Source organism: Allobosea sp. 05T433 (genome assembly GCF_056396065.1).
Map to the genome: position 1 here is coordinate 1 of NZ_JBFTKS010000040.1, position 25276 is coordinate 25276.

Sequence of the window (25276 nt, forward strand, 5' to 3'; positions counted from 1 at the left end):
GCTGGTGGTGCGAACAGACACATCAAGACCGACGAACAGCTCCATGGCAGGCCTCCTGACCGGTTGGATCGATGGAGCCTGACCGGAAGACCGCTCTCCGTCATCCCGTATCAACGGGCGGCCGGAGCCCCAACAACCCGATCTTTTTGCGTTGGCGCCGAACCGCTGCTTTCCCAGCGCGTTTCTCCACCAATCATGCCCCCTACACTTGGCCCGCAGTGGGAGGACGCCGCGGGCCGCTTTTTTTTGTTCCCGTATTCTGCTTTGATGGAACACCGAGGGGCATCATCGGTTTGTCTCTCTGTGCTGGCATCGCCACTCTCCAAGCCTGCACAGCCTCGGGCCCTGCTGTCGCCATAGGCGGGCCCTATCGCTCGGAATCAGGCGGATGTACCGTACCGAGGTCTCAAACACGTGGATTTACCACGTCGCAATCCCGATCGCGGGGCACCACTTCCTGGATAAGTGGCTGACCGAGTGGGAAATCCCTTACCGGGTTATTCCAACAGAAATTGGTGATTCAGCCCTGTTGATCGGGTTTCCAACTGAGCGCTTTGCGCGCGCCTTTATCCTCGCGGAAGAGGCAGGGGGCACGTCCGTTTCGACCGGCCAACAATAAGCGGCTTTCTCCTTGAACGAGCGCGTTCAGGGCAGGACCGCTACCCTGGCGAGCAACGTGACCAGCTCTGCCTGACGTTTCGTGTTGGTTTTTGCGAAGAGCGCAGCTAGTTGCGAGCGAATGGTGGTGCGGCTTAGGTGCCGACTGCTGGCGACATCCGCGGGCAGATCGCCCTGCGCCATTTGAAGCGCAAGGCGCGTCTCAGCCATGGTCAGGCCAAACATGCGCTGAAGCATGAAGGGATTCGGTCGCAGGTGTGCATCAAGATCGAGCAGCATGACCACGCTCGTGCCGTCCGGTATGTCGTCCGCGACCTGATTGAGGAGGAAAGGCGTGTCGCTTGTGCCAGAGATGACGATCCAGCTCAGTGGACCGAGTCTCGGGCCGTTTGGGGCTCGCCCGATCAACCGCTTGAAGGCGCTGGTCAGCTGGCCAAGATCTTGAAAAGCCCCCTCATCGCAGCCAAGGATCAGTCTGGCCGTTGCGTTGGCCTCAACGATCTTTCGGTGGTTCTCGACGACGAGATAGCCGCAGCCGATTCGGTCGAGCATGTTCAGGGCCACAGCGCCGCGATAATTGCTTGTCGAACCTGATCTCCCCTTCTCCTGTGGCTCGCTGCTCAAAGTTGCGCTCAGCCTGGCGTCGTTCGGCCTAGAGATCATCGGTTCCAACCTTATCCCCCCAGCAATGAATACGCCCATCAAACTTTAACTATCGAGCCGCTCGCCTGTTCCTTTGCCGAGGTGCTGTATTTGCAGCGCTAGCCGCGCCGGGGAATCGCGGGTTTCGCCATGAGTTCGCTATTCAGTCTTGGCGTCATCCACATCCGGCACCGTCACGGCCTAGGGAGCCCCGCCGCGCCCCCTCGGAACGGCGGGGCGAACCTCGTGCGTGTGTTGGAGTGTCAGTTGTGTGCGCGCGTCGCGTTTTGCGTGCCGGCCCTGGGGCCGAGACTGTCCGTGGCCCGGTCAGCAAAGCGCGGGATGCGCGCCAGCGGAAGCTCAACTTTGACCCCATGCCGGAGCGGGTCGAGCCATGCCTGGATCTATTGGCTTCCAAGCCGCCTACCGGCAACGACTGGTCGTTTGAAGTGAAATGGGACGGCTATCGTCTCGCCATTCATATCGATAATCGCACCGTTCGGATCCTGACCCGCGGCGGGCATGATTGGACCAATCGCTTCCCGACGAGGACGTTCTTCAATTAAAAGATCCATCATGACCTAGTTTATGCCGTCTGCTCTCGACTCTAGTCGGATGTTGGGACTCGGTCAGAACGCGACATTGATCCCCGCAAGGTGTAGCGTACTGGAAGGGGCGCCCGTTCCTTGGCTCTCGCGAACGCGTTCGCGTTCCAAACGGAGTCACCCGGTGCGGCCGAGAATTTCTGTGACGGTGTCCGCCTCGCCCGGCATCCACCGGCTCCTGGAAGGTCGCCGGGATCTTGCCCCCTGAGCAGACGTTCCGAAGGTCGCAGAAGGGTCGCGAGCGGAAATTAACACCAGGGGCGTCGGCCGCCATTCCATGGTCGGGCCAAGCCCTCGTCGACGAGTTGGGCGCCGATCGAACCACCGCCGTTCGCGACGATACGAAGTTTTCGGCCGTACGAATCTACGTCCCGGCTGCCAATCGCTTCCAATCGGAAGGGCCTCGAGCTCAGCAGCTCGGCCAGCCTGAAGGTGGCCCGTTGACCGAGAGCTGCTTCGTCGGCGCATTTGGCTCCGCCTGTTTCCGGCGCGTCAATGTCAGCGATCCGGATCTTCTCGCCGCGAAACCGGAAGGTGTCACCGTCGATGACGCAGTCGCCGGCGCCCCGCCCACATAGCGGGGAGGAAGATTGCGCCTGGCTGGATCCTGCAGTCGCTGGGCGGATCACCTCGATCTCGTTCGGGCGCGGGTTTGATCTCGAAGACAGGGGATCGAGTAGCGTCGCCCGGATCGATCCAGCCGGTTAGGGGAGGGCGTTAGCAAGCCGAGTGCGGCCCCCATCGAGACGATGAAGGTGCACACGCAGACGACTGCCCATTGGGCCGAACTCATGCCGGCCAAGTCTCGTCGGAACGACATTGCTGATCCTCCAGGCTGGAGAGTGCCAGAGGCGTCCTAAGGGACAGCCTAGGGAGACAGCACGGTTTGATGGTTCGCAGAACGAAACCGTTAGTGAAAATGGCCCGGCTCGCGGGCCTCAAGCGATAGCTTCTGACGCCGGATGGCGGCAGCAAACCTGAGGAAGCGAAGCAGCCTCACTAGCCAGGGTTAGGAGCCCGATGAGGGCGACCAATAAGGCATCAAAATTCGCTCGTGCGCAGGCACGCGGAAGGGTCACGGGGGGCTCTTTGGCGAAGGCCAAGGCGCCTATCCCGTAGCCTCGTCATGAGGCGTCGGACACGCGAATTTCTGTGCCTTAATTCGAGGCCAGTCTACGTCTCCAAGCCCCATGAGCGCGCAGGCGCTGGACCACCATTCAAGAGCCGCCGAAGGGCGGCCAAACGACATCCGAAACCGATCAGGCCCGGGCGAAGGCAGGGCTGGCGTGCGCAGGCGCGCATCAAGGTCGGAAGAGGATGGAAGTGGTGCGGTCCTGGGGGCTGTCGGAGACCGAAATGACGCGAAGGCGTCACGCAGTTTTATGTGGTGTGCGAAGGCACCCACAAAAACTGCGGTATTGAGCCTATTTTTTATTTGGGGAAATGAGGCCCATTCCGGGCCTGTCCTTGGTGGGAGGCAGCCACTGTGAGGCTGCGCATTTGCGGGGGTTTCTGCCGTCCTTGCCTGGGGCTTCTCAGGCGCCCTGAGCGGGCAACGCCGTGAGCTTGGGGCAGGGCCTGGTCCTTGGCGGGGAGGGAGGCTCCGTGGGGTCTTCAAGCCCGTCTATGGAGCGTCCGTCCTTATTGGGAACGCCGGCGGCAGCTGCCAGTGCTTCAGCCAGCAGATGCCGCCGGCGGACTTGTCCTTGATAAGTGGCTTTGTCGATAGCGGCCGCGGGGTTTTAGCCAGTCCTCAAAAGATAAGCGCAGGCGGACACTTGGCACGCCTGCGCTTTGTTTACATGGGGGTTTGCGCCCTGGAGCGCGGCGTCGAGATGTTCAACGGCCGGATTTCACGGCCTGTTCCAGGGACTGGAACCTATGCCGGGCGATGAGCAGCTTACGGATCCGGGATCCAAGCTTCGCAGCGAAGGAGTATTTCGAGACTTCGGCACGCGCCATGATGGGCTCACCATCGACAACGTCAAATAGCGTTTCGACGTATACCAGGGTTTCATCATCGCGGATCTGAACCTCAGCGAGTGGTTTTTCATCACCGTTCTCAACCCACCAATCGTAGGGCAGTCTTTTTCCCGGACTGAATTGATAAATCGGCGAGAATGCCTTCAATCGGTCGATAGCAGCGCGACCGATCACCGCGTCGGAAGCATCCGCATCAAGGCAGACGAGTTCTCCAGAGTGGTGATATCCTCCGATCGCACTCATTGCGATACCTCCTCCCGTGTAGAATGCGGAAGCACGGCGCGTGCCGATGTAAGGTAATTCTTCACTGATCCAAGGTTCATCGAGAATGAGCGCTTCGAAATCGTGCATGGGCAATGTCAATCCTGGTAGGGGCGATGCTTATTGTATTCGACAATTTGGGATCGCCAAGAGATGCGCTCTTTTACTGGGGTTATGGAAACTCACAGAGAGCGTGCGGGCAGGGCAAATCAAGCCATAGCGTATCATGCCGCGCTCGACATACCAGATGATGTGTTGTGAGGCCCGGATTTGATTCGCATAAGGATGATTATGGAACCATTCCGGATCGGATTTCGATTTGTTTCGCCTTAGCCAGGCAGACCCGCCTGCGTCGGGGTAGACGGGACGAGGTTCCGCAAATTGCAGCAAATCCGGCCTCAACGGCCGCTAACCTCCTGATATGACGCGATCTTAACTGCAAAACGCTAAGGCGAGATAATTGCGTTTCGACCACGGCACGGCCGGGGCATCCAGCGAAGTCCGAGTGCAGTTCCTTAGGCGAGATAAATGCGAGCGCCGCTTGAATCACAGGCGCGATAAAGCTGGAATACCTTAGGCGAATTAATTTCGAATGGTGACCTGATCGGCGCCACGAAATGCGGGTTGGAAATTGCGATCGCTTAGGCGAAATAAATTACTGAGACGACGCTGCGGCATTTTTCGCGCCTTGGGAAAATCGCCGTTGAAGGCTGTCGGAAATAATCCAATTTTTTAGGCGAAATAATTCGCTCACTGGCGTGTCAGGGTCGGAGCGCACCCGCTAAAATGAGCATCGAATTCAGACGCTATGCGTCACCCAGGACTTGCAATGACCGTTTTTCAATATCAGTGGGGCACCGAGCGTCCGCGTTCGCGCGGTGACCGACAGGACCGCTACCTTGGCGCATATGCCGAGGCGGGTCTGGCGCGCATTCTCGCGGAGAATGAGGCTCGGCTGGCCCGGTTTCAGAGCGACCTTGATGTGATCAAGCGCGATCGGGAGATCGTGCGCCTGTCGACGCCGGGTGGCCGCTATAACAGCGAGGTTGCGGCGACGGTTGCGGCGCAGTTTGGCGTCGTGTCGATGGGAGAACCCGTAAAGCGCGGGCGCGGACGTCCCGTGAAGTATGGCCCGCATGATCCGCGCCCGGCGCGGCCGAGTCGCGCGATGACGCCTGCCGGTCGTTTGAGGGCCGCAGCCATGGTGCATACCCGCAAGAAGCGCGGCGGTGTGCGGCAGGAGTCTGGCACAGTCTCCCCCGTCACCGCCTCCCCTGCCCGTTCTGTTGCGCCGAAGGCAGCAGCCGAGATCGGTCGCGAATTGCTGAGCGGGACGATCGCGGCGCAGCAGGATGTGGGTGCGCCGGTCGAGCTTGACGTGGTCGTCGCGGACGGCGCGCTGGTTGCCGAGCCGGTGGCGAAGGCTCCGTCCTTCGACCTGGCTGCGATCGCGGCTCGTCAGCAGAGCAGCATGGAATCGACGCTGCGGGAATTGTCGTCCGAGGACGACTTGTCCGAGGATGCCATCGTGGTGCGCAGCTTGTTCTTGAGCAGCCATAAGGCGCAGACACAGCTTCATCGGCGCCGGGTGCGCGGCGACGATGGTATTACTCGTCTGGATTATGACTTCACGGACGCCCTGGATGAATCCAAGGTGCCTGCCGAGGTGCGCGCGCGCTTCCCGGCTTTCGGACTGGTGACTGACCCGCCATCCGGGGAATTCTCGGAGGAGGAGCTTCTGCTTTGGATGAAGCTCGGGATCTTCAACGGCGTTGATTACCCGGAGGCCGATTTTGATCGGTATCTGCGGGATTATAAGACCGCCAAGCAGTTTTATGCGTCATTGAAGCGTCTTGTCGATCCCATTATCGACGGCGAGCGGCGGCGCATTCTTGTCTGGCCGTCGATCGAGCGTCGCCTGCATTTTGTCGAGCAAACGCATGATCGGTTTGCTCGCGGAAAGATCAACCTCGACACGGCGATGGTTCGTGTGGCGAACTTCGATTTCCTCGAACTCGATACCATTCGATACGGGGCGCATAAGATCTATCGTGCGATTGTCGATGCCATGCGCTGGTTCGAGGGCTTCTCGCGATTGGATATTGCGGAATGGTCGGGGCATGACCCCTCAAAGGTGCCGTCGTGCCGGTCGATTTATGGTTTTCCGAATTGGACGTTCCCGGAGCGTCTCCATGCCGAGATCGGCAACGGGAATATGCTCTGGGAGGAGGTTGATGCGGAGTACGCCGTGCCGAGCATGAAGGATCTTGTTGAGTTTTCTGCGACGGACACCGAGATCCTGATCGCGAATCTCCGAAATCGCACCGACGTCGATTACGCAGATATCGAAATCTAGGGGTTTCGCCGATTGGGCGTGAAAAAGGGCGGCTGCCGCGAGGCGAGCCGCCCTTCACTATTCTGGTCTGATCTCAGAGGCTGCCGTCTCGCTCGATGAGGCGTTGGCGCACCTGATCGGTCAAGGCCTGATAGCCGCGGTCCCAATTGCCGATCGCGCTCTGATTGCGCCGGACGATGCGCTCGTACAGGTTCAGCTCCGTCCTGTAGCTGTGTGGCGGTGTCCGGGTGCAGATATGATCGGCCAGGCGCTCGAGGTCGGCGTGCGTCTTGGTGCGCTTTTTGGTCCAGCCCGGATTGGCTCGGCCGAAAGCGTTCGGATCGAATGCGGTCTCGCCTGTCATGGCATCGTCCCGTTGTTGGGTTTTGGACCGGAAGGGGTCGCCCAACTTTTGGGAACGGACGGTGGCGTCAGTTGGCGGCGTCGGCCGGCTCTGGGTTCTGGATCCAGGTCTTTTTGGCGGCATCCCATTGATAGGTGGACTCCTCACCCTCTTTGTAGAAGTCGAGGGCTGCGACGGCGCCGCCGCCGTAGCCGGCGCTGTTCATCGCCGCGGTGATGGTCGGACCACGCACGATCTCGGTTTCGCCGGTGAGCCAGTAGAGGCGGAAGGTTTTCGTTTGGGTCATTGGGGTCCTTCAGAGAGCGTTCGAATCGAAGGGGATGGGCTTATTTGTAGCCCAGGCTGCGGCGGCCAGCGCGAGAGATTTCCGGGATGCCGTATCCGAGCATTTTACGCGGGGTTGGCCCGGGACGCAGGGCTTTGGCCTGCGCCTTTGCGAGGCGGCGCCTTGCCGCGCGATCCATTTCCTCCGCGGCTGGCTGATCAGGCTCGGACGGTTCCGGCCTGGGAGTGGGCGGTGCAGCGCCGAGCCCGGCGGACATAAGGCTGAGCGCGGCAATTCCGATGCGGGCTCTCATGCGCGTTCCTTCGTTGGTTGTCAGGATCGAGATCAGCAGGCCTCGATGAACAGCTCGGGCTTGTGACCGGTAGCGGAGATGATGCCGAAGATGATGTCTTTGGCCTCGTCAAGCAGATGCGCCGGTGTCGGATCGACGCCGATCCCATTGGCGATGTTGGCGGTTGTGTCGACTTCGATCATTTCAAAGACTGTGACCGGGATCTCGACGCCCGCGCCCCGCTCGGCGATGTCGAAAAGCTCAGTGAGTTCGGGAGCTTTGGCGGCGAGGACGTCATAGACCTGGTGACGCTGCAAGGTGCAGTCATTCGTGAGCGCGTGCGTGGTGATGCGACGGGCGCCATTGACGCGCGAGATGATCGAGAGCGAGAGGCCGTATGCCATCGTTGTCACCCTTCTTGGGATTTCGAAGAAAATCGATTTCGATTCCCAATGCTGGAATGATGGCCTCTCCCCTCCCCTTGGGTTTGATCGCACCGCTCAAAAAGAACCCGCCATTCTGGCGGGTCGAGATGGGGAGGGTCTCTCCTCTAAGGGAGCACGATACTCAATGGGTGTCGTTCCTACCACACGTTGCGTCAGGAACTGGTCACTTGGCTCGGTTAGCGACGGGTTTTGATCGCGTCAATCTTGCGATCGGTCCGAACCTAGCGAAAGAACCGGGCCGGCCGGAACTGGGCGAGTTCGGGGCGCGGTTTGCCGCTCATTATCTCGTCTGCCGCCATCGCCCCGAGCGCAGGCGAAAGCGTCGCGCCGCTATGGGTGACCATCACATAGTAGCCTTCGAGGTTCGGTACGGGGCCCATGGCGGAGAGGCCGTCCTTGGGAATCGGACGCTGGGTGACGCGGCTCGCTTCCGGTTTCACCGGCGCGATTCCGGGCAGGATCCGTGTCAGGCGCGCGACGAGATCCGCCGCCTGGTCGAGGCCAGGACGGTTCGTGATTTCGGGGGTAACCAAGGCATCGGCCGGCCCCCAGTGCACCATAAGCCTGCCGGCGCCATCCGGCCTAAAATCGCAAACAGGTGTGGCCACGACACGCTGGATCGATGCGGGAACCGGGGGCGTGAAGACCAGAAAGCCGACAGTCGGCGCCAGCGGCACATTCGGGGCCGTTCCGGCAATCGTGTCGTTCGACCAGCGCCCGGTGCAGTTGACCACGAGATCGGCCATCAGGGTGTCCCCCGCCTCGGTGTGCACACCCTTGACCTTGCCGCCCTGCACAAGCAGCCCGGTAACCTTCGTTTGGGTATGCAACTGCGCGCCCTTGCGGCGTGCAGCGGTCATCATCGCATGGGAGTAGACGACAGGATCGAGCCATCCGTCCTCCGGATACCAGGCGACCGGGGCATCGCCCACCGCGGCAGGATCGATATCGGGCTCGAGTTCAAGCAGCTGCTGGCGATCGATCCATTCGACGCCATAATCCCATTCCTGGAGGCGAGCCACCTTGGCGCGGTGTTCGTCTCGCCCCTCCTCGTCGCGCCATTCGACACGGCCGCCGGCATGCCACCACGGCGTCGCACCGAACTCGTCCTTCAGCGCCGCATGCGCCCGCATGCCCGCGACATTCAGATCGTGATAGGGGCGCGGCGCCTTATTGCTGGAATTCGTCCAGGCGAAGCTGATGCCGGAGGTGCCACCGCCGACGCGCGTGGCCTCCAGCACGGTGACCTTCGCGCCCGCGAGCGCAAGACGATAGGCCACCGACGTCCCCAGGACGCCGGCACCGACAACGATGATCTCAGGCATAACCGTATTTCCGATCGAATAAGGGGCGATTGGGATGGCGCCGGAACTACTTCGCCTGCGACGCGGACCAGCCGTCACGAACCAGCGTCTTGAGTTCGGCCAGCGACATGGTCTCGAGCCCGATATCGTCGAGCAGGTCGTTCTCGCTCGCGAAATCGCGGCCATAAAGTGCCGAGAAGACGTCGATGCCAGCCTGGTGCAGCGTGGCGGGCCGATCGGTCAATTTGCCGAGCAGCACGGTCGGATGCAGGCCGAAGGGCGCATCCTCCAGCACATAGCGCGTGTCGATGCTGTCGGGGCCGTTGCCGCCATTGCCGCGTGCGGCAAGCTGGCGGGCCATCTCGCCGACCGGTCCGGGCTCGACATGGAAGGAGAGGTTATAGTGCTCTCGAATGGTGCGCACCTTGTAGCCGGCCGCCTCGGCGATCGCGAGGCGTTCAGCATCGAGCGCTTCGAGCAGGCGGCCGACAGAGTCGGTATTGTTTTCGTTCTGGCCCCAGGTTTCGCCGTGCTCCATGCGCGTGAAATTGCATAGTGCGATGCCGAGATGGTTTTGCGGATTGAGGTTGGAGAGAGAAATCGCCAGTGCGTCGGAGCGCTCGACGAAGCGGTCGCCGAACAGTTCCTGACAGACTTGCAGCCCGCGTGCGCCAGCCGAGGCAGGGATGGTCGCGATATCGACCTTGGAACGGATCGTCGAGACGTTCACGCTCGCGTCCCCGGTGCGGCGCCCTGCCGTCACAGTGGTTCCCCAGACAACGACAGGGATATCGAGCCCGCGCTCCGCGATCTTTTTGGCGATATAGAGGCCGCTGAACGAGGTGTGCGAGCTGATGATGACAATCTGACCGCTGGCAAGGTGGGGAGCGGCGGCATCCATCGCCATGCGATGGCCATTGGCCGGCAAGGCCAGCAGGACGGCGTCAGCGCCGGCGATCGCATCACCCGCGTTGGTCGCCATCGTGACCTTGAACGAACCGTCGAGCGAGCCAGTCGCCGCTAGTGGCTTGCCCGCGACGATGCTTTGCCCGGTTTTGCCTGAGGGCGACCACAGCACAGGCTCATGGCCGAGGGAGGCGAGCAGCGCAGCATTGCCATAGGCTATCGAGCCCGCACCGAGTATTGCGACACGCATCGTTTGTTTCCTTGGGAGTACTAGAGGCTTCTGGAGCGCCGGGCCGACGAGCCCGGCGCTGACGACGGCATTGAATTCAGTATTTGTAGCCGGCCTTTTCCATATATTGCTTGGCCAGGTTCATGTCGTAGGCGATCGGCTTGAGCAGATCGTGGTCATAATCTTCGGAGGTGAAGGGAATTGGCACCGTGCCGGGCTTGCCGAAACCGGCAACAACGTTCTTGATGATCTGCTCGCGCGGGATCATGTGGCTCATGGCCTTGCGGACATAGGCCGCAGCTTCCGCCGCACGGCTGGGATCCTGCTTGCCGAGCGGGGTTTCCACGCCCGTTCCGAAGACCGGGTGGTTCATGTTCAAGCAGGTCTGCATCCACTTATAGGAATCGAAGCGATTGACGGTGCCCCATGACGGATCGATCGTCTCGAGCAGCCCGCCGACGTCGTACATCGGATCATGCGCATCGATGGAGCCGGCCTTGATCGCGCTCAGAACAGCGTCGGCGCCCTGGATATTGACCACGTAGAAGGTTTTCACATTGCCTTCGGTCTTCTTCCAGTAGCTATCGTTCTTGATGTATTTGTAAGCCTTGCGGGCCGGATCGAAACCCTGCGGAATCCAGGGCCCCGTGCCGATACCGCCTTTGGCCTCGAAGGTCTTGCCGTCGGAGGTCTTGACCGGGAAGGTGCCGAGCCAGGTGCTGATGACATGGCCACGCAGCTCCTCGGGCTTGAGGCCCTGATAGGCGTGTTTCGGCATGATCGCGATGACGGGCAGGACGAAATCGCGAAACATCACGTTCGGCTCCCGCAAGGTCACGGTGATCTCGTGGGTGCCGCTTACCTTGTAGGCATCCTTGCTGCCCAGGACGGTCTCGAGGGGCGACTGGAAGACGCTGGCATAGGTCTTGTCGATCACCGTATCCCAGGTGAACTTGACATCTTCGGCAGTGAACTCCTCGCCGCTATGCCATTTCACGCCCTTGCGAAGGGTGAATACCCAGGTCCTGCCGTCGTCGGAGGTCTTCACTGACTCCGCCAGCGCCGGGACGAGCTTCTTGTTCGCCCAGCTGTCGTATTCGAACAGCGCGTTGTAGACGGGGCCGAAGATATTGGCCTCGTTGTAGCCGCTGCCATACATCGGGATGAGCTGGCTCGGCGGCTGCCAGGACGCGAAAGTGGCCGTGACGTCGCCAGTGGCGCCCTCGATCGTCCAGTTCTCGGGGCGCGGATAGAAGACCGGGTTGTAGGTCGTCGATTCCATGCCCTTCAGCTTCGGATTCGTGATGATCACCTCTTCCGGATAGAAGACGACATGGAGCGGCTCGATCTCGTACCAGCGCTTCATGAAGGCGGTGATCGCCGCCTTGCGGTCGGCCGGCGTGACGGAGCGCGAGTATTTCTCGATCGCCTCGTCGATCTGCTTGTCGGCGATGCGATAGTAATTCTGCCCGTTCGGCGGAAAATTCTTGCTGTGGAAGAGCGTCTCGGGCAGCGGCACCAGCCCACTGTAGTAAATCCGCTCGGAATACATGTCCCAGCCGCCATCGACATGCGTCTTGCCGCTGTCATTGGCGCGCCGCGCGATCACGACCGAAGGCGGCTGGTAGCTCGACACGATATCGATGCCGAGGCGGGCGAACTGCTTTCCGATCAGGTCCGTCCAGATCATGCGCGACTGGAGGTTGTTGAAGATCATCAGGTAGAGCTTGAAGAAGGGCGGCTTGGCCAGCGCCCCCTCCGGTATCCCACCGGCCGCGAGCGCGGCCGCTCCGGCTCCGGACCATTTCAGCACATCGCGTCGCGTCGATTTCCTGGACATCGATTTTCCCCTTGTTTCTTGGTGGTGCGAAATGAACAGGCCGAGAGCGTCCGGCACTCAGGCCTGGAAGCGCGAAGGACGAAACTGCGCCAGTTCCGGACGCTCCCTGCCCCGCAGGACCTCGTCGGCGACGGCCTGGCCGAGGAAGGGAGACAGCGTCACGCCGCTGTGGGTCACGACGACGTAGTAGCCGTCGACGCCGCGGGCCGGTCCGACGGTGGAGAGCCCATCGGCGGGGATCGGTCTGACGGTCGTGCGCACCGCTTCGGCCTCGACGCCTGCCAAGCCGGGCAGAAGCTCGGTTGCGCTTGCGAGCGCGATCTTCGCCTCCTCGCAATCCGGCAGACGGCTTTCCAATTCGGCGAAACGGTCGTCGAGCGAGTCCTTGCGGATCATCATGCGGCCTGCCCCGTCCGGACGGACATCGACGTCGGGCGCATGGAAGGGCCGGCGCAGATCGACACCGACCGGAGGCGTGAAGACGAGGAAGCCCACGGTCGGAGCGAGCGGGACATTCGGCGCCGTCTCGCTCACCGTATCGTTGGACCAGCGCCCGGTGCAGTTGATGACGAGGTCGGCTGCGTGGACAGCGCCCGTATCATCCCGAGCGCCGACGACACGACCATTGCGGGTCTCTACCCCGGTCACCTTCACGCCGGTCTTCAGCGCCGCTCCATAGCGCTGACGGGCAGCGCGCAGCATGGCTCCGGCGTACTGGACAGGGTCCACCCACCCTTCTTCAGGGCAGAATACGATCTGAGCCTTGTCCGAAACTGCGCCGATTGCCAGCTCCGGCTCAAGCGCCTGCAGCCGCTTCTTGTCGATAAACTCCGCCGCATAGCCCCACTCGCGCAGCCGCTCGACCTTCTTCGCCTGAGCGGCGATCTCCGCCGGATCGACGCGCCACTCCAGGCTACCGCTCTGATGGAACCAGGGTGTCGAGCCGAACTCATCCTTCAACGCGGCATGCGCGCGCATGCCTGCGACGTTCAGGTCGTGATAGGGGCGCGGCGTCTTGTTGTTCGCATTCGTCCAGGCGAAGCTCACTCCGGATGTTCCGGCGCCGACGCGAGAGGCTTCGAGGACCGTGACCTTCGCACCGCCCTGGGCGACGCGGTAGGCGATGGAGCTGCCGACAATTCCGGCTCCGACGACGATAACATTCATCATGGCGTTTCCTATGGTCTCTCCCCGCTCTCAGCGCGGGTTGTGGCAAGCGAAGGCGTGGGTGCCGTCCGGTGCGGACAGCGGCGGAATCTGTTGGGAACAGACAGGCAGTGCGGCGGGGCAGCGGGTGTGAAAGACACAGCCGGACGGTCGCCGGACAACACTGGGGACTTCGCCCTGGATCGCCTGGCGCTGTGCCTGGTTTGAGGGATCAGGCACGGGAATCGCCGAGATCAGGGCAGCGGTGTAGTGATGGCGCGGCCGTGCGAAAATCTCGTCGACCTCACCGATCTCGACGAGATTGCCGAGATACATCACCGCAATGCGGTTGCTCAGAAAGCGCACGGAACTCAGGTCGTGCGAGATGTAGAGATAGGAGAGTCCCAGGTCTTCCTGCAGGTCCGCCAGCAGATTCAGGACCTGCGCCCGCACCGAGACGTCGAGCGAGGAGACGGGCTCGTCGCAGATCAGCAGTCGCGGCTCGACCGCCAGAGCGCGCGCGATCCCAATGCGCTGGCGCTGCCCGCCGGAGAATTCGTGGGGATAGCGATCGGCATAGTCCGGCGGCAGCCCGACCCGCTCCAGCAGACCTTCCACCGTCGCGTCCCAGTCCTCCTTCGGGGCATGACCATGGACGCGCAGCGGCTCGGTCAGGATCTGCCTGACGCTCCAGCGCGGATTGAGTGAAAGATAGGGATCCTGGAAGACGTATTGCATCTGACGGCGCAGCGCGAGCACGTCCGGCCGCCGATCCTGAGTGAACGTCGCCCGGATATCCGTGTCGCCGAGGCGGATCGCACCGGCAGTCGGTTCGACGAGGTGCAGGATCGCGCGGGCCGCCGTCGTCTTGCCGCAGCCGCTTTCGCCGACGATGCTCAGCGTCTCCCCGGCCGCCACGCTGAAGCTGATGTCGTTGACCGCGCGGATTTCCCCGGTGACGGTCTGGCGGAAGAGGCCTCGGCGGCGCAACGGGTAGCTCTTCACCAGCCCGTCGACGGTCAGCAGGGTCCGTGGCGTGAAGCCTTGGCGGAGATTCGGAATCGGCTCAATCATGGCTGGCCACTCCGGCGCTGCCGCGCTTCAGGCAATGAACGACATGGCCTGGCTCGATCGCTGCGGCCTGGGGCACCAGCCCGGAACATTCCGGCGCGGCTTCGGGACAACGCCCGGCGAAGCGGCAGCCGCCACCGAGTGATTGTCCGGGCGCGACGGCGCGCCCGACCGTGGGCAAGCGCTCGCGACGCCCCTCACCATCGACTGCGTAGCGCCGGTCGATGCGCGGCGTGCTTGCCAGAAGGGCCTGCGTGTAGGGGTGCGAGGGCCGTGCGAAGATGGCGTGCTTGTCGCCCGTCTCGCAGACCTGGCCCGCATACATGACGGTGATCCGATCGGCGATGCGAGCCACGACGCCCATGTCGTGCGTGACGAAGATCATCGACATGCCGAACCGCGCCTTCAGGTCTTCGAAGAGATCGAGGATCTGGGCCTGGATCGTGACGTCGAGCGCCGTCGTCGGCTCATCCGCGAGCACGAGCGCCGGGTTGCAGAGCAGAGCACGGGCGATGCAGACACGCTGCTTCATGCCGCCGCTCATCTCATGCGGATACTGCGACAGGCGCGAGCCGGGGTCGGTGATGCCGACGAGGCGAAACAACTCCTCCACCCGCTGCAGAGCAACGCTGCGCGGCATCTTCTCGTGAACCTTCAGGATCTCGCCGAGCTGCGCGCCGACCGTCATCAGCGGGTTCAGGGAATAGCCGGGGTTTTGGAAGACCATGGCGAGCCTGCGCCCGCGCAGTTTCTGCATCTCGCCCTGCGACTTCGCGGCGAGGTTCTCGCCATCGAACATGATGCGGCCGCCGGTGATCCGTGCGGGAGGCGGCAGAAGGTTCAGAATCGCGAGACTCGACAGGGTCTTGCCGCTGCCGGATTCTCCGACGATGCCCATCGTCTCGCCGGCGCGGACCTGAAAGCTGACATCCTCAATGATGCGAACGGGCGCATTCCAGGGTGGAAACTGAATCCGCAGGTTCTCGACGCGGACGAGGTCATGGACAGGCGGCGTCAGCACGCTGCTATCGTCGATCGAAATGGCGGCGACTGGCTTTGGGGTGGCGAGGCTCGACATCTCAGCGCTTCGCCCGTGGGTTGAAGGCATCGGTCAGGCCGTCCGCCAGAAGGTTGAAGCCGAGCACCGTGATGAAGATGGCGACACCCGGGCTGAGCGATGCCCAGGGAGCCACTTTCAGTGCCTCGTAATTGAAGTAGAGCAATTGCCCCCAGCTCACCGCGGCCGGATCGCCGAAACCGAGGAAGCCGATCATCGCCTCCGCCAGCACGGCCCCGCCGATGCCGAGCGCCACGATGACGACAAGGGATGGCAAGGCGTTCGGAAGAATGTGGCGGAAGAGGATATCGCCCGAAGTAGCGCCGATGCAGCGCGCAGCCTCGACGAATTCCTGGTTCTTCAGCCGCAGGAACTCGGCACGCGTCATCCGAGCGATCGGAGCCCAGGAGAAGACGCCGATCAGCAGGATGATGACGCCGAGATTGAGATACGGCACGCTTTCGAAGGGCGTGTTGACGACCGCCACGCCGAGCAGGCGAATGACGGCGAGGATGACGACAAACATCGGAATCACGAGGAAGAAATCGGTGAAGCGCATCAGCACCTCATCCGTGGTGCCCCCGCGATAGCCGGCAACGCCGCCGACCAGAACACCGATCAGCGAGGCGATCGACATGGCTCCAAGCCCGACGGCAAGTGCCGTCGGCGCGCCGTAGATCACACGGCTGGCGACATCATAGCCCATGCGGTCCGTCCCCAGCGGGTGGACCCAGCTCGGCGGCGCCTTTGCACCGGGGTCGATCATCGGGCTCTGGTCCTGCGGATCGAAGGGCGCAATGAATGGCCCGATGACGGCGGTCGCGACGACGAGGAGGACCAGGATGAGTCCGAGCATGCCGGTGCGGCTACGGGCGAAGCGCTGCCAGCCCTGCCGCCAGATGCCCTTGACCGGACGGCGGGCCGGCCTTGCGGAAGACGGCGGATGAGCCGTGATCGTCTGATCGCTCACATGCTCACTCCAGGCTGATGCGGGGGTCGATGAAGACGTAGATGACGTCCGTCAGCAGGGTGGTGCAGATCAGCATGAAGGCGATGACCGCGCTCGCCCCCATGATGACGGGATAGTCGAGCTGATGGATCGCGGAGATGTAGAGATATCCGAGCCCCGGCCAGGTGAAGACGGATTCGGTTACCGGCGCCGTGCCCAGCATCAGGCCAATCAGGAGGCCCAAATAGGTCAGCATCGGGATGAAGGCGGCGCGCAGTGCGTGCACATAGATGACGCGCCGCTCGGGGATGCCACTCGCGCGCATCGCCGCGATGAAGTCGCTCTTCAGCACATCGACCATATTCGAGCGCATCAGGAGCGTCAGCGTCGCGGTGTTGAAGAAGGTCAACATCGCGACCGGCAGGACCATGTGCCAGAGCGCATCGAGCGTCGGGCTGCCCCAGAGAGGATTGCGGGTCGAATAGGCGCCGTAGCTCGGCAGCCAGTCCAGGCTGTACGAGAAGATGAAGATCAACAGGATGCCAAGGAAGAAGGCTGGCAGCGACTGCCCCAGCAGCGCCGTGGCCATCACCGCGAAATCGGAGCGCGAGTGTTGTCGGCGCGCCGCCGTGACACCGAACAGGATCGCGACCGCAAGGGCGATCAGGATCGCGGGAAGCTGAATCTTGAGGGTCTGCCAACCCCAGGTCAGGATGAGCGAGCCGACAGGCTGGTTGTAGACGATGCTGGTGCCGAAATCGAGTTGGACGATCCGGCTCAGCCAGAGCAGGTAGCGCGTCATCGGCGGATGATCGAGCCCGTAATAGGCCTTCATCCGATCGATCACCTCGCCGGTCATGCCGGGTGTTTCCGCCATCATCAATTCGATCGGGTTGCCGATCGAATTGACCAGAAAGAAGATCGCCGCACTGACGCCCAGCATCAGCAGGGCTGCAAAGATCATTCTTCTCGTCAGGAAGACGAAAATCCGCATCGGCGAATATTTCTCCAAGTCAACGGGACAGCAGATCTCATTCGCTCCACAGCGTTGTTAGGCGCGAATGGAACTGGCGGTTTCTGTTTGATCTACGTCAATGACAAGGAGCGTATGGGCCGAAAAATAGGCCGTCAAAGAATATGTTTTTGCTAGTTCATTCCTTCAGGTTATGAGTTAGGCCTTCGACCGGCCCAGCCTCCAAGCGGTGCTTAAGCTTCGGCCCGATAGCCAAGCCGCTCGAATTCGTCCTCGAGATCGCGGGTCAAGGCCTCGGCAAGGGAGGAGCTGCTCAGGCTGAGGGGCCGCAGGTGCCAGACGGGGAAGGAGATCTCCGGCAGAAAGGGCTTCACGACGAGGCCGCGGCCGCGAAAGGCCAGCGCATTGATCTCGTCGACGATGGCGACACCCGCCCCGTTCGCGACCAGAGCACAGGTCAAATGCGCCATCGGCGCCTCGATCATGATCCGCAACCGCACGCCGGCAGCATCAAAAGCCTTCTCGATGATCGTGCTGCGCTCGATCGCGCCGATCGAGACATAATCCTCTCCGTCGAAATCCTCAGGCCGCACGTCGCTGCGCCCCGCGAGCTTATGCTGTTCCGGAACGATGCAGACGCCAGGTATGCGCGCCATGACGCGGCACGCGACATTGGGATGCGGCGTCGACGTATTGGTTATGCCGAGATCGATCTGCCCGGCAATGGCCCATTCGATCACGCGCTCGGAACTGCGCGAGTGCAGCGATATCGTCGTATTCTCGTGTTTGCGGCGGAAACGCGCGATCAGCGGCGGCATCAGCGTGCCGGCCAGCGCCGGTTTCACGCCCAGATTGAGGCGGCCGAAGCGCATCTGACTGATGTCCTTCGACATCCGTTCAAGCCGCTCGATGCTTTCCCAGGTCCGCTGGACCTCCGCGAAGAACAGTTCGCCGTCGCGCGTCGGCTTGAGCCGTCCCTTGGTGCGCTGGAACAGGGTGATCCCCGTCGACCTCTCGAGCTGGAAGAGCATCTTGCTCGCCGCTGGCTGCGAGATGGCCATGATCTCGCCCGCCTGCGTGAGCGTTCCGAACTTCATGATGTGACGGAAAAGCTCGACATGCCTGAGATTCATCAATGCCCCGCTCCTTGCTCGTGATTGAGAAACCCGAGATCACCGTGCGTCCGCGCACCCTGTCGATTCCAAACTGCGACCCTTGCCCGGCCCATGCAGAGCCAAAACCCGGCTCAGCCGATAGTCAGGCACGACGAAGCCTGAAGGATGCAGCCGTCAGTCATCCCCGCGATCGCCCCCTCGAAAGGGCGCCGGCGGCAACAAGCTGGCACTGAACGCCTCCACCAGTTTGCTGGTGGGGCGCCCGCGCTGGCGGAACAGATAGATCGGCACGCGTATCCTCGGGCTGAACGCACGAAACACAAGCCCCTTCCCGGCCTGGGTGCGAGCGGCCTCGCTGTCGACGATGCCCACGCCACATCCTGCGGCGACGAGGGTGCAAACCGTGACGCCCAGGCTTGCATCGATCATCGAGCGGTATCGCACGCTCGCGCCATCGAGCGCCTGGGATAGCCGGCGCCGGAATTCGTCATCCAATCCGAGCCCGACAATGGCCTCGTCGGCGAGGTCTTCCGCCCTGATTTCCGACCTGCTCGTCAATCGATGCCTTTCCGGCAAGGCGATGACGCCTTCGAGGTCGAACAGCTTGCGGCGCGACAGATTGTATTCCTCGCTTCGCAGCTGGGCGATGCCGAGATCGATCTCGCCAGTACCGACAAGCCGGGCGGCGTCGGTGGAATTGCTGGATTGCAGCGAGATGGTGACATCCGGATGGGCTGCGGAAAACCGCGCAACCATGGCCGGGAGCCAGGCGAGCCCCAGCGCTGGAATCGTGCTGACCACGATGCGGCCCTGCTTGCGGTCGCGCAGACTAGCGGCGAAGCGCGCCAGATTCTGCATACCGAAATAGGTGCGCTCGACTTCCGTGTAGAGCGCCCGCGCTTCTTCCGTTGCAGCGATCCCCTTCGTGGTTCGCGAGAAGAGCCGCAACCCGAGTTCGTCTTCGAGCAGTTTCAGCGCCTTGCTGACCGCCGGCTGCGAGATCCGCAGCATGGTCGCCGCCTCCGTAATGGAGCCGGAGTCCATGATCGCCTTGAAAACCTCCACCTGCCGATAATTCATGCGGCCTCGCCATAACCTCAGTTCATATACATCGCATAATTATGAATTTGAGGCAGATCAATGCGTGTGGTTCTCTAAAGGCCGTCGCTGACTTTGCTGCGCCCGATCCAATCGCGGCGCGAAAGCGACCAAGGAAGCAAAAACAGCAATCCCTCCATAGCGTTAGGCGGGGCATTCGCCCGGCTGCGCCGTCATGGAACGATATCTTTGCGAGCTTGGGGAACAGTCGAACATGCGCAACCTTCGTCGATCCTGCTACGTCGCCGCTCTCTCCGCCGGCGTGTCGATCATGGCCCTCCAGGTGCAGGCGCAGCCGGCCGGCATCCTTCGCATCGCGGTCGGTGCGGACCCGGCTACCTTCGATCCCGCCTTCAATGATCTTCCGGTCGGGAATGCGGTTGATCTGGCCGTCATGGAGGGCCTCTTCCGGCTCGATCCGCAGAACAACGTCCAGAAGAATCTTGCGACAGACCATGCCTTCTCGCCCGATGGGAAGGTCTTCACGGTGAAGATCCGGACAGGCAGGAAATTCAGCAACGGCGACCCGCTGAACGCCGAGGCCGTTGCGGCAAGCTTCAACCGCATGCTCGACGAGAAGACCGGCTCGATCTATCGCGGCCTCTATGCCTCGCTCGGGACGATCAAAGCGGTAGGCGAGGATACCGTCGAGTTCCACCTCGCTGAGCCGAACGGGCATATCCTGATGCTGCTGTCCAACACGGCCGCCAGCATCGTCAACGTCAAGGCGCTGCAGGCCATGGGCGCAGAATATGGCCGAAAGCCCATCGGCTCCGGCCCTTACATGGTCGAGAAATTCATCGGTGGCGAAGGCTTCAGGCTCGTCCCCAACCCTTCCTATTCCGGCGACTATCCGGCGACGCTCAAGGCCATCGACTTCACTGTCGTTCCCGAAGACGGCTCCCGCATGGCGCTTCTGGAAACCGGGAGCGTCGATGTCGTCGAACGCGTACCACCTGAATCCATGCCGGCGATCAATGCCTTGAAGGACGCCAAGGTCATCAACCCACCCAGCATGTTCTCCATCAACATGGAGATGGTGCTGCGCGGGCCGCTCGCCGACCCGCGCGTGCGCAAGGCCTTGAACCTCGCGATCGATCGTGAAGGCATCACCAAGGGAATTCTTGGCGGACTGGGCACACCATCCGTCGGCATGGTCGGCCCAGGCACTCAGGACGAACTGCGCAAGACCTTCCCGCCGATCGCCTTCGACCCTGAAGGCGCCAAGAAACTGCTCGCCGAGGCCGGCTACAAGCCGGGCCAGCTCACGCTCAGCTTCACCTGCCCTACCGGTCGCTACATCAAGGATTCGCAGGTCTGCCAGGCCCTCGCCGGCTCATTCGAGGATATCGGGATCAAGGCGACTCCCATCGTTGTCGACCGCGGCACCTGGACCAAGGTCGTCGGCATGGAGCCGGCCCAGCGCACCGACAACATGGGCATGGTCGGCCGCGCCACCGCGGGCATGGACTATACGCTCTACCGCCTGTTCTTCACCGGCGTCGGCGCGAACCGAACCGGCTACACAAATCCGCGCGTCGATGCATTGCTGAAGGAGGGACGCATGGCGACCGACCCGGCAAAGCAGAAGGAGATCTATGGCGAGATCCAGAACATTGTCTGGAGCGACCAGCCCTTCCTCTTCCTCTGGTACCAGACCCAGGCGCTGGGCGTAGCCAACCGCGTTCAGGGTCTGGCGATCCAGCCGAACGAGACGCTGGTCTTCGACAAGGTCACGCTGAAGTGAGGCTTGCATAGCGGAGAAGCGGCAATGTTCGTTCTCAAACGCCTGGGCAGCGCGCTGCCGACGCTCTTTGCGGTTTCCCTGCTCGTCTTCCTCTTCGTCGACCTGATACCGGGCGATCCGGCCCAGATCCTCGCCGGGCCGACCGCCTCGAACGAAGAGATCGAGAGCATCCGCAAATTCCTCGGCCTGAACGAGCCGCTTCTCACGCGGTACGGCCAGTTTCTGCGCGGCATCTGGGATCCATCCGCTGCGACGTCCTTCCGAACGCACCGCCCCGTCGTCGTCGAGCTCTCGGAGCGGCTGCCGAATACGTTGATCGTCTCGATCGGCGGGCTCGCACTCGGTCTTGTCGTCGGCACGATTGCCGGCATCGTCTGCGCCATGCGGCCGGGCGGGCTCGCCGATGCTGCGATCACGGTGCTCACGCTCGCCGGCATCTCGATGCCGATCTATTGGCTGGGCCTGCTTTGCATCTGGCTCTTCGCGGTCAATCTCGGCTGGCTGCCCGCGGCCGGCGCCTCGACGCCTGCCCATTTCGTCCTCCCGATCCTCGTCATCGCGACGCGCCCGGCAGCGATGTTCAGCCGCCTCGTCGCCACGAGCCTGCTGGAATCGATGGGCAAGGACTATCTCGATACCGCCCGGGCCAAGGGGCTCAGCGAGACCCGCGTCGTCCTGTTCCATGCGCTGCGCAATTCGCTGATCGCTGCGGTCAGCGTCGCCGGCGTACAGTTTGGCGGCATGCTGGGCGGCTCGGTCGTCACCGAAACCGTGTTTGGCATTCCAGGCGTCGGTCGCCTGCTCGTCGATGCGGTCTCCCGCGCCGACTATCCGGTGATCCAGTATGCCATCCTGATGTTCGCGTTCTTCTTCGTGACATCAATCTCGTCACCGACCTGCTGACCCAGTGGCTCGACCCCCGCACGCGCGAGCAGGAGCGGGCGACATGAGCATCATGCCGAACGTGCTCTCCGCACCTGAAAGAGCGGCACCCCTTGACGCCTTTGCACCGCAGTCGCGCTGGCTGCTGCTGCGACGCATCCTTTCACAGCCGAAAGGCGTCGTAGGCCTGACGCTTGTCACGCTCTACCTGCTGCTCGCGATCTTCGGGCCTATGCTGGCGCCTCAGGATGCCTTTCGCCAGAACTTCGCCCAGACCCTGCGGCCACCTTCCGCCGCGCATTGGTTCGGCACCGACCAGCTCGGCCGCGATGTTTTCAGCCGCGTCCTGGTCGGCGCCCGTGCGACGCTGGGCATCGGAGTAGGCGGCGTCGCCGTGGCCTTTCTGGTCGGCGTGCCGCTCGGCGTCCTCGCCGCCTGGCGGAGGGGCTGGATCGAAGCCGCGGTGATGCGCGCCATCGATGTCATGCTGAGCTTCCCCGATATCGTCTTTGCGCTGGCGGTCGTCGCGATCCTCGGCGCCAATATGCAGAACGTCATCATCGCGGTCGGCATCGTTGCGATCCCGGTCTTTGCGCGCACGGCAAGGGCGGTGACACTCAGCATCCTCGCCGAGCCCTATATCGAAGGCTCGATCGCGCTGGGCGCCAATCCGGTGCGGGTGATCCTGCGCCATGTGCTGCCGAACATCTCCGGCACGCTTCTGACGCTGTCGACCTTGCTGTTCGCTTCGACCCTGCTCTCCGCCTCGGGCCTCGGCTTCCTCGGACTCGGCACCCAGCCGCCCTTCCCCGAATGGGGAACGATGCTGGGGGAGAGCCGCTCCTATATTCGCAGCCATCCCTATCTCGCGACGTTCCCTGGGCTCTTCCTCGCCGTCTCGGCGCTAGCCTTCAATTTGCTCGGAGACGCTCTGCGTACGATTTACGATCCGACGAGCCGGCGTGTCGCCCGCAGGCCTCCGATTCTTAGCCTGTTGCGGCGCCGCCCTCCGCCAGCCGAAGCGCAGCAGCAATCCGCGGAGAAAGCGACCGACCTGGCCGTTTCAGTTCGTGGTTTGCGCATCGCCTACCGCACGGGCGAGGGCCTTCTCGAGGTTGTGCGCGGTGTCGATCTCGCGATCAAGCCGGGCCGGACTCTGGCGGTGGTCGGTGAATCCGGCTCCGGCAAGTCGACGCTGCTGAGGGCAGTCGGCACCTTGGTCAATCCGCAGGAAGTTGCGATTACGGCAGGCGCTATCCGCATCGGGGGCGAGCCGGCATTGGGCCTCGGCCCCGCCGCCCTGCGCGATCTGCGACGCCGCAAGGTCGGCATTGTGTTCCAGGATGCGGCAAGCGCATTGAACCCCGTGCTCACCATTGGCAACCAGCTCGCCGAGGCGGTCACGGCCGGCTCCCGGCTCGACTCGGAGACCGTGCGGCAGCGCTGCATTGCACTGCTGCGCGACGTGAATATCGCCGATCCCGAGCGCCGGCTCGACATGTACCCGCACCAGTTCTCCGGCGGCATGAAGCAGCGCATCGTCATCGCCATCGCCCTTGCTCAGAACCCCGAAGTGCTGCTCGCCGACGAGCCGACCAGTGCGCTCGACGTCACGATCCAGCAGCAGATCCTCGTCCTGCTGACCGAGATCCAGAAGAAGCGTGGCATGGCCATTCTGCTCGTGACCCACGATCTCAACCTGGTCGCGCGCTTCGCCGACGACGTTGCGGTGATGTATGCGGGCCGGCTCGTCGAAAGCGGCGATGTTGCGAGCGTGCTGGAGCGACCGCTCCATCCGTATACTCAGGCACTGCGCGCGTCGGCGCCGGGTGGCAGCGAAGGCCGAGGCCGGCATCTGCGGACCATCGCTGGCGAGCCGCCGCTGATCGGTCGCCTGCCATCGGGCTGCTCATTCCGTCCCCGCTGCCAGCGCAGCGCCAACCGGGCGGAATGCGCCTCAAGCGAGCCTGGTCTCCGGGCCGTCGCCGGCCGCGACGTGGCCTGCGTCTTTGCCGAGGAGGCAACGCGATGAACGCGCCCTTCCCACTCCCACCTCGCGTCCCCGGAACCGACACCGACGACATCGTTATAGTCGCGGATGTCAGCCGGCATTTCGGTGGCAGGCGGCGCTTTCTGAGCGGTGTGGCGGCGCCTGTGGTACGGGCCGTCGACAGGGTTTCATTCCGCGTCCAGCGCGGAACCTGCTTCGCCATCGTGGGAGAATCCGGCTCCGGCAAGAGCTCGCTGGCACGGCTCGTCGTCGGGCTGCTGCGACCGACCGAGGGCGAGGTCACGATCGATGGCGTGCCGCTCTCGACGCTAGATTCAGCCGGCCTGCGCACGATGCGCCGCAAGGTTCAGCTCGTCCTGCAGGATCCGAGGGCCTCGCTTGATCCGCGGATGACCGTGTTCGATACGCTCTGTGAAGCGCTAACCGTGCACGGGCTCCATCGCGAACGCACAGCCAAGCTCGACCGGATCAAGACGGTGATTGGGCTGGTCGGTCTCAACCTGGCCCATCTGGGGCGCTACCCGCATGAATTGTCCGGCGGACAACGCCAGCGCGTTGCCATCGCCCGAGCAATCATCTGCGAGCCGGAGGTGCTCGTCCTCGACGAGCCGGTCAGCGCGCTCGACGTTTCGGTCCAGGCACAGATCATCAATCTCCTGGCCGATCTTCAGGCCAAGCTTGCTCTGACCTACGTGATCATCACGCATGATCTGGCCCTGGTCGAACATATGGCCGATGCCGTCGGCGTGATGTATCTTGGCCGCTTCGTCGAGCAAGGCGATGTCGGCGAGGTCTGCGGCGCACCCCGCCACCCCTATACGCAAAGTCTGATGGCGATCGCCGGCCACTCCGCCCCGATCTCCCGCGACCGGCCAGCGCCGGTGCTGGAGGGCTCGATTCCGAGCCCGCTCGCGATTCCGCCGGGCTGCAGTTTCCACACACGCTGCCCCTTGGCGCGGCGGCTCGCCATCGGAGCGACCACGGTCGTCGAAACCGCCGATGGACGCGTGCCACGTCCCTGCGCCGAGGATCCTCCACCATCCCTGCCTGCGCCGGGAGGCCGCAGCACCGCGACCTGTCACTTCGCGGATGAACGCCTCCCCGACTTTGACCACCGAAGCAACATAAGGAACTGAT

22 protein-coding genes and 1 pseudogene are annotated in these 25276 nt (G+C 62.8%); 7 read left to right on the forward strand and 16 right to left on the reverse strand.

The window, feature by feature from the left end; genetic code table 11:
* Positions 1-388 precede the first annotated feature (388 nt).
* The gene (locus tag AC1DGP_RS31670) at positions 389-619 is read left to right on the forward strand and encodes a hypothetical protein (RefSeq protein WP_476833001.1); all 231 of its coding nucleotides are present in this window, start codon (positions 389-391) and stop codon (positions 617-619) included.
* A gap of 26 nt (positions 620-645) precedes the next feature.
* On the opposite strand, the gene AC1DGP_RS31675 is transcribed toward AC1DGP_RS31670, so the two are convergent.
* The gene (locus AC1DGP_RS31675) at positions 646-1290 is read right to left on the reverse strand and encodes a helix-turn-helix transcriptional regulator (RefSeq protein ID WP_441509170.1); all 645 of its coding nucleotides are present in this window, start codon (positions 1288-1290) and stop codon (positions 646-648) included.
* Between the two features lie 257 nt (positions 1291-1547).
* Here AC1DGP_RS31675 and AC1DGP_RS31680 point away from each other — a divergent pair.
* Positions 1548-1805, forward strand: a pseudogene (locus tag AC1DGP_RS31680) (ATP-dependent DNA ligase); the annotation flags it as partial.
* Between the two features lie 308 nt (positions 1806-2113).
* On the opposite strand, the gene AC1DGP_RS31685 reads toward AC1DGP_RS31680, so the two are convergent.
* Together AC1DGP_RS31685 and AC1DGP_RS31690 are read right to left on the reverse strand one after the other, a co-directional pair.
* A complete protein-coding gene (locus AC1DGP_RS31685) occupies positions 2114-2494 on the reverse strand; it encodes a thermonuclease family protein (RefSeq protein WP_476833002.1) in 381 nt (126 codons plus the stop codon).
* 1210 nt (positions 2495-3704) lie between these two features.
* Positions 3705-4199 (reverse strand): hypothetical protein, encoded by a 495-nt coding sequence (locus AC1DGP_RS31690; protein WP_476833003.1) that lies wholly within the window; start codon positions 4197-4199, stop codon positions 3705-3707.
* Positions 4200-4938: 739 nt separating this feature from the next.
* Here AC1DGP_RS31690 and AC1DGP_RS31695 point away from each other — a divergent pair.
* Positions 4939-6465, forward strand: a complete 1527-nt coding sequence (locus AC1DGP_RS31695) for a hypothetical protein (RefSeq protein WP_476833004.1) — start codon at positions 4939-4941, stop codon at positions 6463-6465.
* Between the two features lie 73 nt (positions 6466-6538).
* Here AC1DGP_RS31695 and AC1DGP_RS31700 read toward each other — a convergent pair whose 3' ends face one another.
* The 13 genes from AC1DGP_RS31700 to AC1DGP_RS31760 all read right to left on the reverse strand — a co-directional run bounded on the left by AC1DGP_RS31700 (position 6539) and on the right by AC1DGP_RS31760 (position 19481).
* Entirely contained in the window at positions 6539-6853 is a 315-nt protein-coding gene (locus AC1DGP_RS31700) for a hypothetical protein (protein ID WP_476833005.1), read from the reverse strand.
* A 22-nt stretch (positions 6854-6875) separates the two neighbouring features.
* On the reverse strand, positions 6876-7094 hold the full coding sequence (locus AC1DGP_RS31705) for a hypothetical protein (protein ID WP_476833006.1): 219 nt from the start codon (positions 7092-7094) through the stop codon (positions 6876-6878).
* A 324-nt stretch (positions 7095-7418) separates the two neighbouring features.
* Positions 7419-7769, reverse strand: coding sequence for a hypothetical protein (locus AC1DGP_RS31710; RefSeq protein ID WP_476833007.1), 351 nt, complete (start codon positions 7767-7769; stop codon positions 7419-7421).
* A gap of 263 nt (positions 7770-8032) precedes the next feature.
* Positions 8033-9136: an NAD(P)/FAD-dependent oxidoreductase gene (locus AC1DGP_RS31715; RefSeq protein ID WP_441508807.1), complete on the reverse strand. Its 1104-nt coding sequence runs from the start codon at positions 9134-9136 to the stop codon at positions 8033-8035.
* A 46-nt stretch (positions 9137-9182) separates the two neighbouring features.
* Positions 9183-10271 (reverse strand): NAD/NADP octopine/nopaline dehydrogenase family protein, encoded by a 1089-nt coding sequence (locus AC1DGP_RS31720; RefSeq protein WP_476825934.1) that lies wholly within the window; start codon positions 10269-10271, stop codon positions 9183-9185.
* A 76-nt stretch (positions 10272-10347) separates the two neighbouring features.
* Positions 10348-12090 carry an ABC transporter substrate-binding protein gene (locus tag AC1DGP_RS31725; protein WP_476769557.1) on the reverse strand — a complete coding sequence of 581 codons (1743 nt, stop codon included), beginning with the start codon at positions 12088-12090 and terminating at the stop codon, positions 10348-10350.
* Between the two features lie 57 nt (positions 12091-12147).
* On the reverse strand, positions 12148-13260 hold the full coding sequence (locus AC1DGP_RS31730; RefSeq protein WP_476769558.1) for an NAD(P)/FAD-dependent oxidoreductase: 1113 nt from the start codon (positions 13258-13260) through the stop codon (positions 12148-12150).
* Positions 13261-13287: 27 nt separating this feature from the next.
* A complete protein-coding gene (locus AC1DGP_RS31735; RefSeq protein WP_476833008.1) occupies positions 13288-14310 on the reverse strand; it encodes an ABC transporter ATP-binding protein in 1023 nt (340 codons plus the stop codon).
* Positions 14303-15385 (reverse strand): ABC transporter ATP-binding protein, encoded by a 1083-nt coding sequence (locus tag AC1DGP_RS31740; protein WP_476833009.1) that lies wholly within the window; start codon positions 15383-15385, stop codon positions 14303-14305. The genes AC1DGP_RS31735 and AC1DGP_RS31740 overlap by 8 nt, the downstream gene beginning before the upstream one ends.
* A gap of 1 nt (position 15386) precedes the next feature.
* On the reverse strand, positions 15387-16334 hold the full coding sequence (locus AC1DGP_RS31745) for an ABC transporter permease (protein ID WP_441508812.1): 948 nt from the start codon (positions 16332-16334) through the stop codon (positions 15387-15389).
* 4 nt (positions 16335-16338) lie between these two features.
* Entirely contained in the window at positions 16339-17307 is a 969-nt protein-coding gene (locus AC1DGP_RS31750; RefSeq protein WP_476825881.1) for an ABC transporter permease, read from the reverse strand.
* A gap of 212 nt (positions 17308-17519) precedes the next feature.
* Complete coding sequence (locus AC1DGP_RS31755; protein WP_476825880.1) at positions 17520-18419, reverse strand: LysR substrate-binding domain-containing protein; 900 nt, start codon at positions 18417-18419, stop codon at positions 17520-17522.
* 156 nt (positions 18420-18575) lie between these two features.
* On the reverse strand, positions 18576-19481 hold the full coding sequence (locus AC1DGP_RS31760) for a LysR family transcriptional regulator (protein ID WP_476769563.1): 906 nt from the start codon (positions 19479-19481) through the stop codon (positions 18576-18578).
* A gap of 232 nt (positions 19482-19713) precedes the next feature.
* Here AC1DGP_RS31760 and AC1DGP_RS31765 point away from each other — a divergent pair, with 232 nt between their 5' ends.
* Genes AC1DGP_RS31765 through AC1DGP_RS31780 form a run of 4 tightly spaced genes read left to right on the forward strand, consistent with a single transcriptional unit; the run spans position 19714 to position 25275 of the window.
* A complete protein-coding gene (locus AC1DGP_RS31765) occupies positions 19714-21246 on the forward strand; it encodes an ABC transporter substrate-binding protein (RefSeq protein WP_476833010.1) in 1533 nt (510 codons plus the stop codon).
* 24 nt (positions 21247-21270) lie between these two features.
* Positions 21271-22149, forward strand: a complete 879-nt coding sequence (locus tag AC1DGP_RS31770) for an ABC transporter permease (protein WP_476833011.1) — start codon at positions 21271-21273, stop codon at positions 22147-22149.
* 43 nt (positions 22150-22192) lie between these two features.
* Complete coding sequence (locus tag AC1DGP_RS31775; protein WP_476833012.1) at positions 22193-24160, forward strand: dipeptide/oligopeptide/nickel ABC transporter permease/ATP-binding protein; 1968 nt, start codon at positions 22193-22195, stop codon at positions 24158-24160.
* Positions 24157-25275, forward strand: coding sequence for an ABC transporter ATP-binding protein (locus tag AC1DGP_RS31780; RefSeq protein ID WP_476769566.1), 1119 nt, complete (start codon positions 24157-24159; stop codon positions 25273-25275). Before AC1DGP_RS31775 ends, AC1DGP_RS31780 begins: the two co-directional genes overlap by 4 nt.
* Position 25276 lies beyond the last annotated feature (1 nt).

Bases quoted from the DNA above. Each gene is read 5' to 3' on its own strand.
- AC1DGP_RS31670 (WP_476833001.1), top strand. From the start codon at position 389: ATGTACCGTACCGAGGTCTCAAACACGTGGATTTACCACGTCGCAATC.
- AC1DGP_RS31690 (WP_476833003.1), bottom strand. From the start codon at position 4,199: ATGCACGATTTCGAAGCGCTCATTCTCGATGAACCTTGGATCAGTGAA.
- AC1DGP_RS31695 (WP_476833004.1), top strand. From the start codon at position 4,939: ATGACCGTTTTTCAATATCAGTGGGGCACCGAGCGTCCGCGTTCGCGC.
- AC1DGP_RS31705 (WP_476833006.1), bottom strand. From the start codon at position 7,094: ATGACCCAAACGAAAACCTTCCGCCTCTACTGGCTCACCGGCGAAACC.
- AC1DGP_RS31710 (WP_476833007.1), bottom strand. From the start codon at position 7,769: ATGGCATACGGCCTCTCGCTCTCGATCATCTCGCGCGTCAATGGCGCC.
- AC1DGP_RS31715 (WP_441508807.1), bottom strand. From the start codon at position 9,136: ATGCCTGAGATCATCGTTGTCGGTGCCGGCGTCCTGGGGACGTCGGTG.
- AC1DGP_RS31720 (WP_476825934.1), bottom strand. From the start codon at position 10,271: ATGCGTGTCGCAATACTCGGTGCGGGCTCGATAGCCTATGGCAATGCT.
- AC1DGP_RS31725 (WP_476769557.1), bottom strand. From the start codon at position 12,090: ATGTCCAGGAAATCGACGCGACGCGATGTGCTGAAATGGTCCGGAGCC.
- AC1DGP_RS31730 (WP_476769558.1), bottom strand. From the start codon at position 13,260: ATGATGAATGTTATCGTCGTCGGAGCCGGAATTGTCGGCAGCTCCATC.
- AC1DGP_RS31735 (WP_476833008.1), bottom strand. From the start codon at position 14,310: ATGATTGAGCCGATTCCGAATCTCCGCCAAGGCTTCACGCCACGGACC.
- AC1DGP_RS31740 (WP_476833009.1), bottom strand. From the start codon at position 15,385: ATGTCGAGCCTCGCCACCCCAAAGCCAGTCGCCGCCATTTCGATCGAC.
- AC1DGP_RS31750 (WP_476825881.1), bottom strand. From the start codon at position 17,307: ATGCGGATTTTCGTCTTCCTGACGAGAAGAATGATCTTTGCAGCCCTG.
- AC1DGP_RS31755 (WP_476825880.1), bottom strand. From the start codon at position 18,419: ATGAATCTCAGGCATGTCGAGCTTTTCCGTCACATCATGAAGTTCGGA.
- AC1DGP_RS31760 (WP_476769563.1), bottom strand. From the start codon at position 19,481: ATGAATTATCGGCAGGTGGAGGTTTTCAAGGCGATCATGGACTCCGGC.
- AC1DGP_RS31765 (WP_476833010.1), top strand. From the start codon at position 19,714: ATGCGCAACCTTCGTCGATCCTGCTACGTCGCCGCTCTCTCCGCCGGC.
- AC1DGP_RS31770 (WP_476833011.1), top strand. From the start codon at position 21,271: ATGTTCGTTCTCAAACGCCTGGGCAGCGCGCTGCCGACGCTCTTTGCG.
- AC1DGP_RS31775 (WP_476833012.1), top strand. From the start codon at position 22,193: ATGAGCATCATGCCGAACGTGCTCTCCGCACCTGAAAGAGCGGCACCC.
- AC1DGP_RS31780 (WP_476769566.1), top strand. From the start codon at position 24,157: ATGAACGCGCCCTTCCCACTCCCACCTCGCGTCCCCGGAACCGACACC.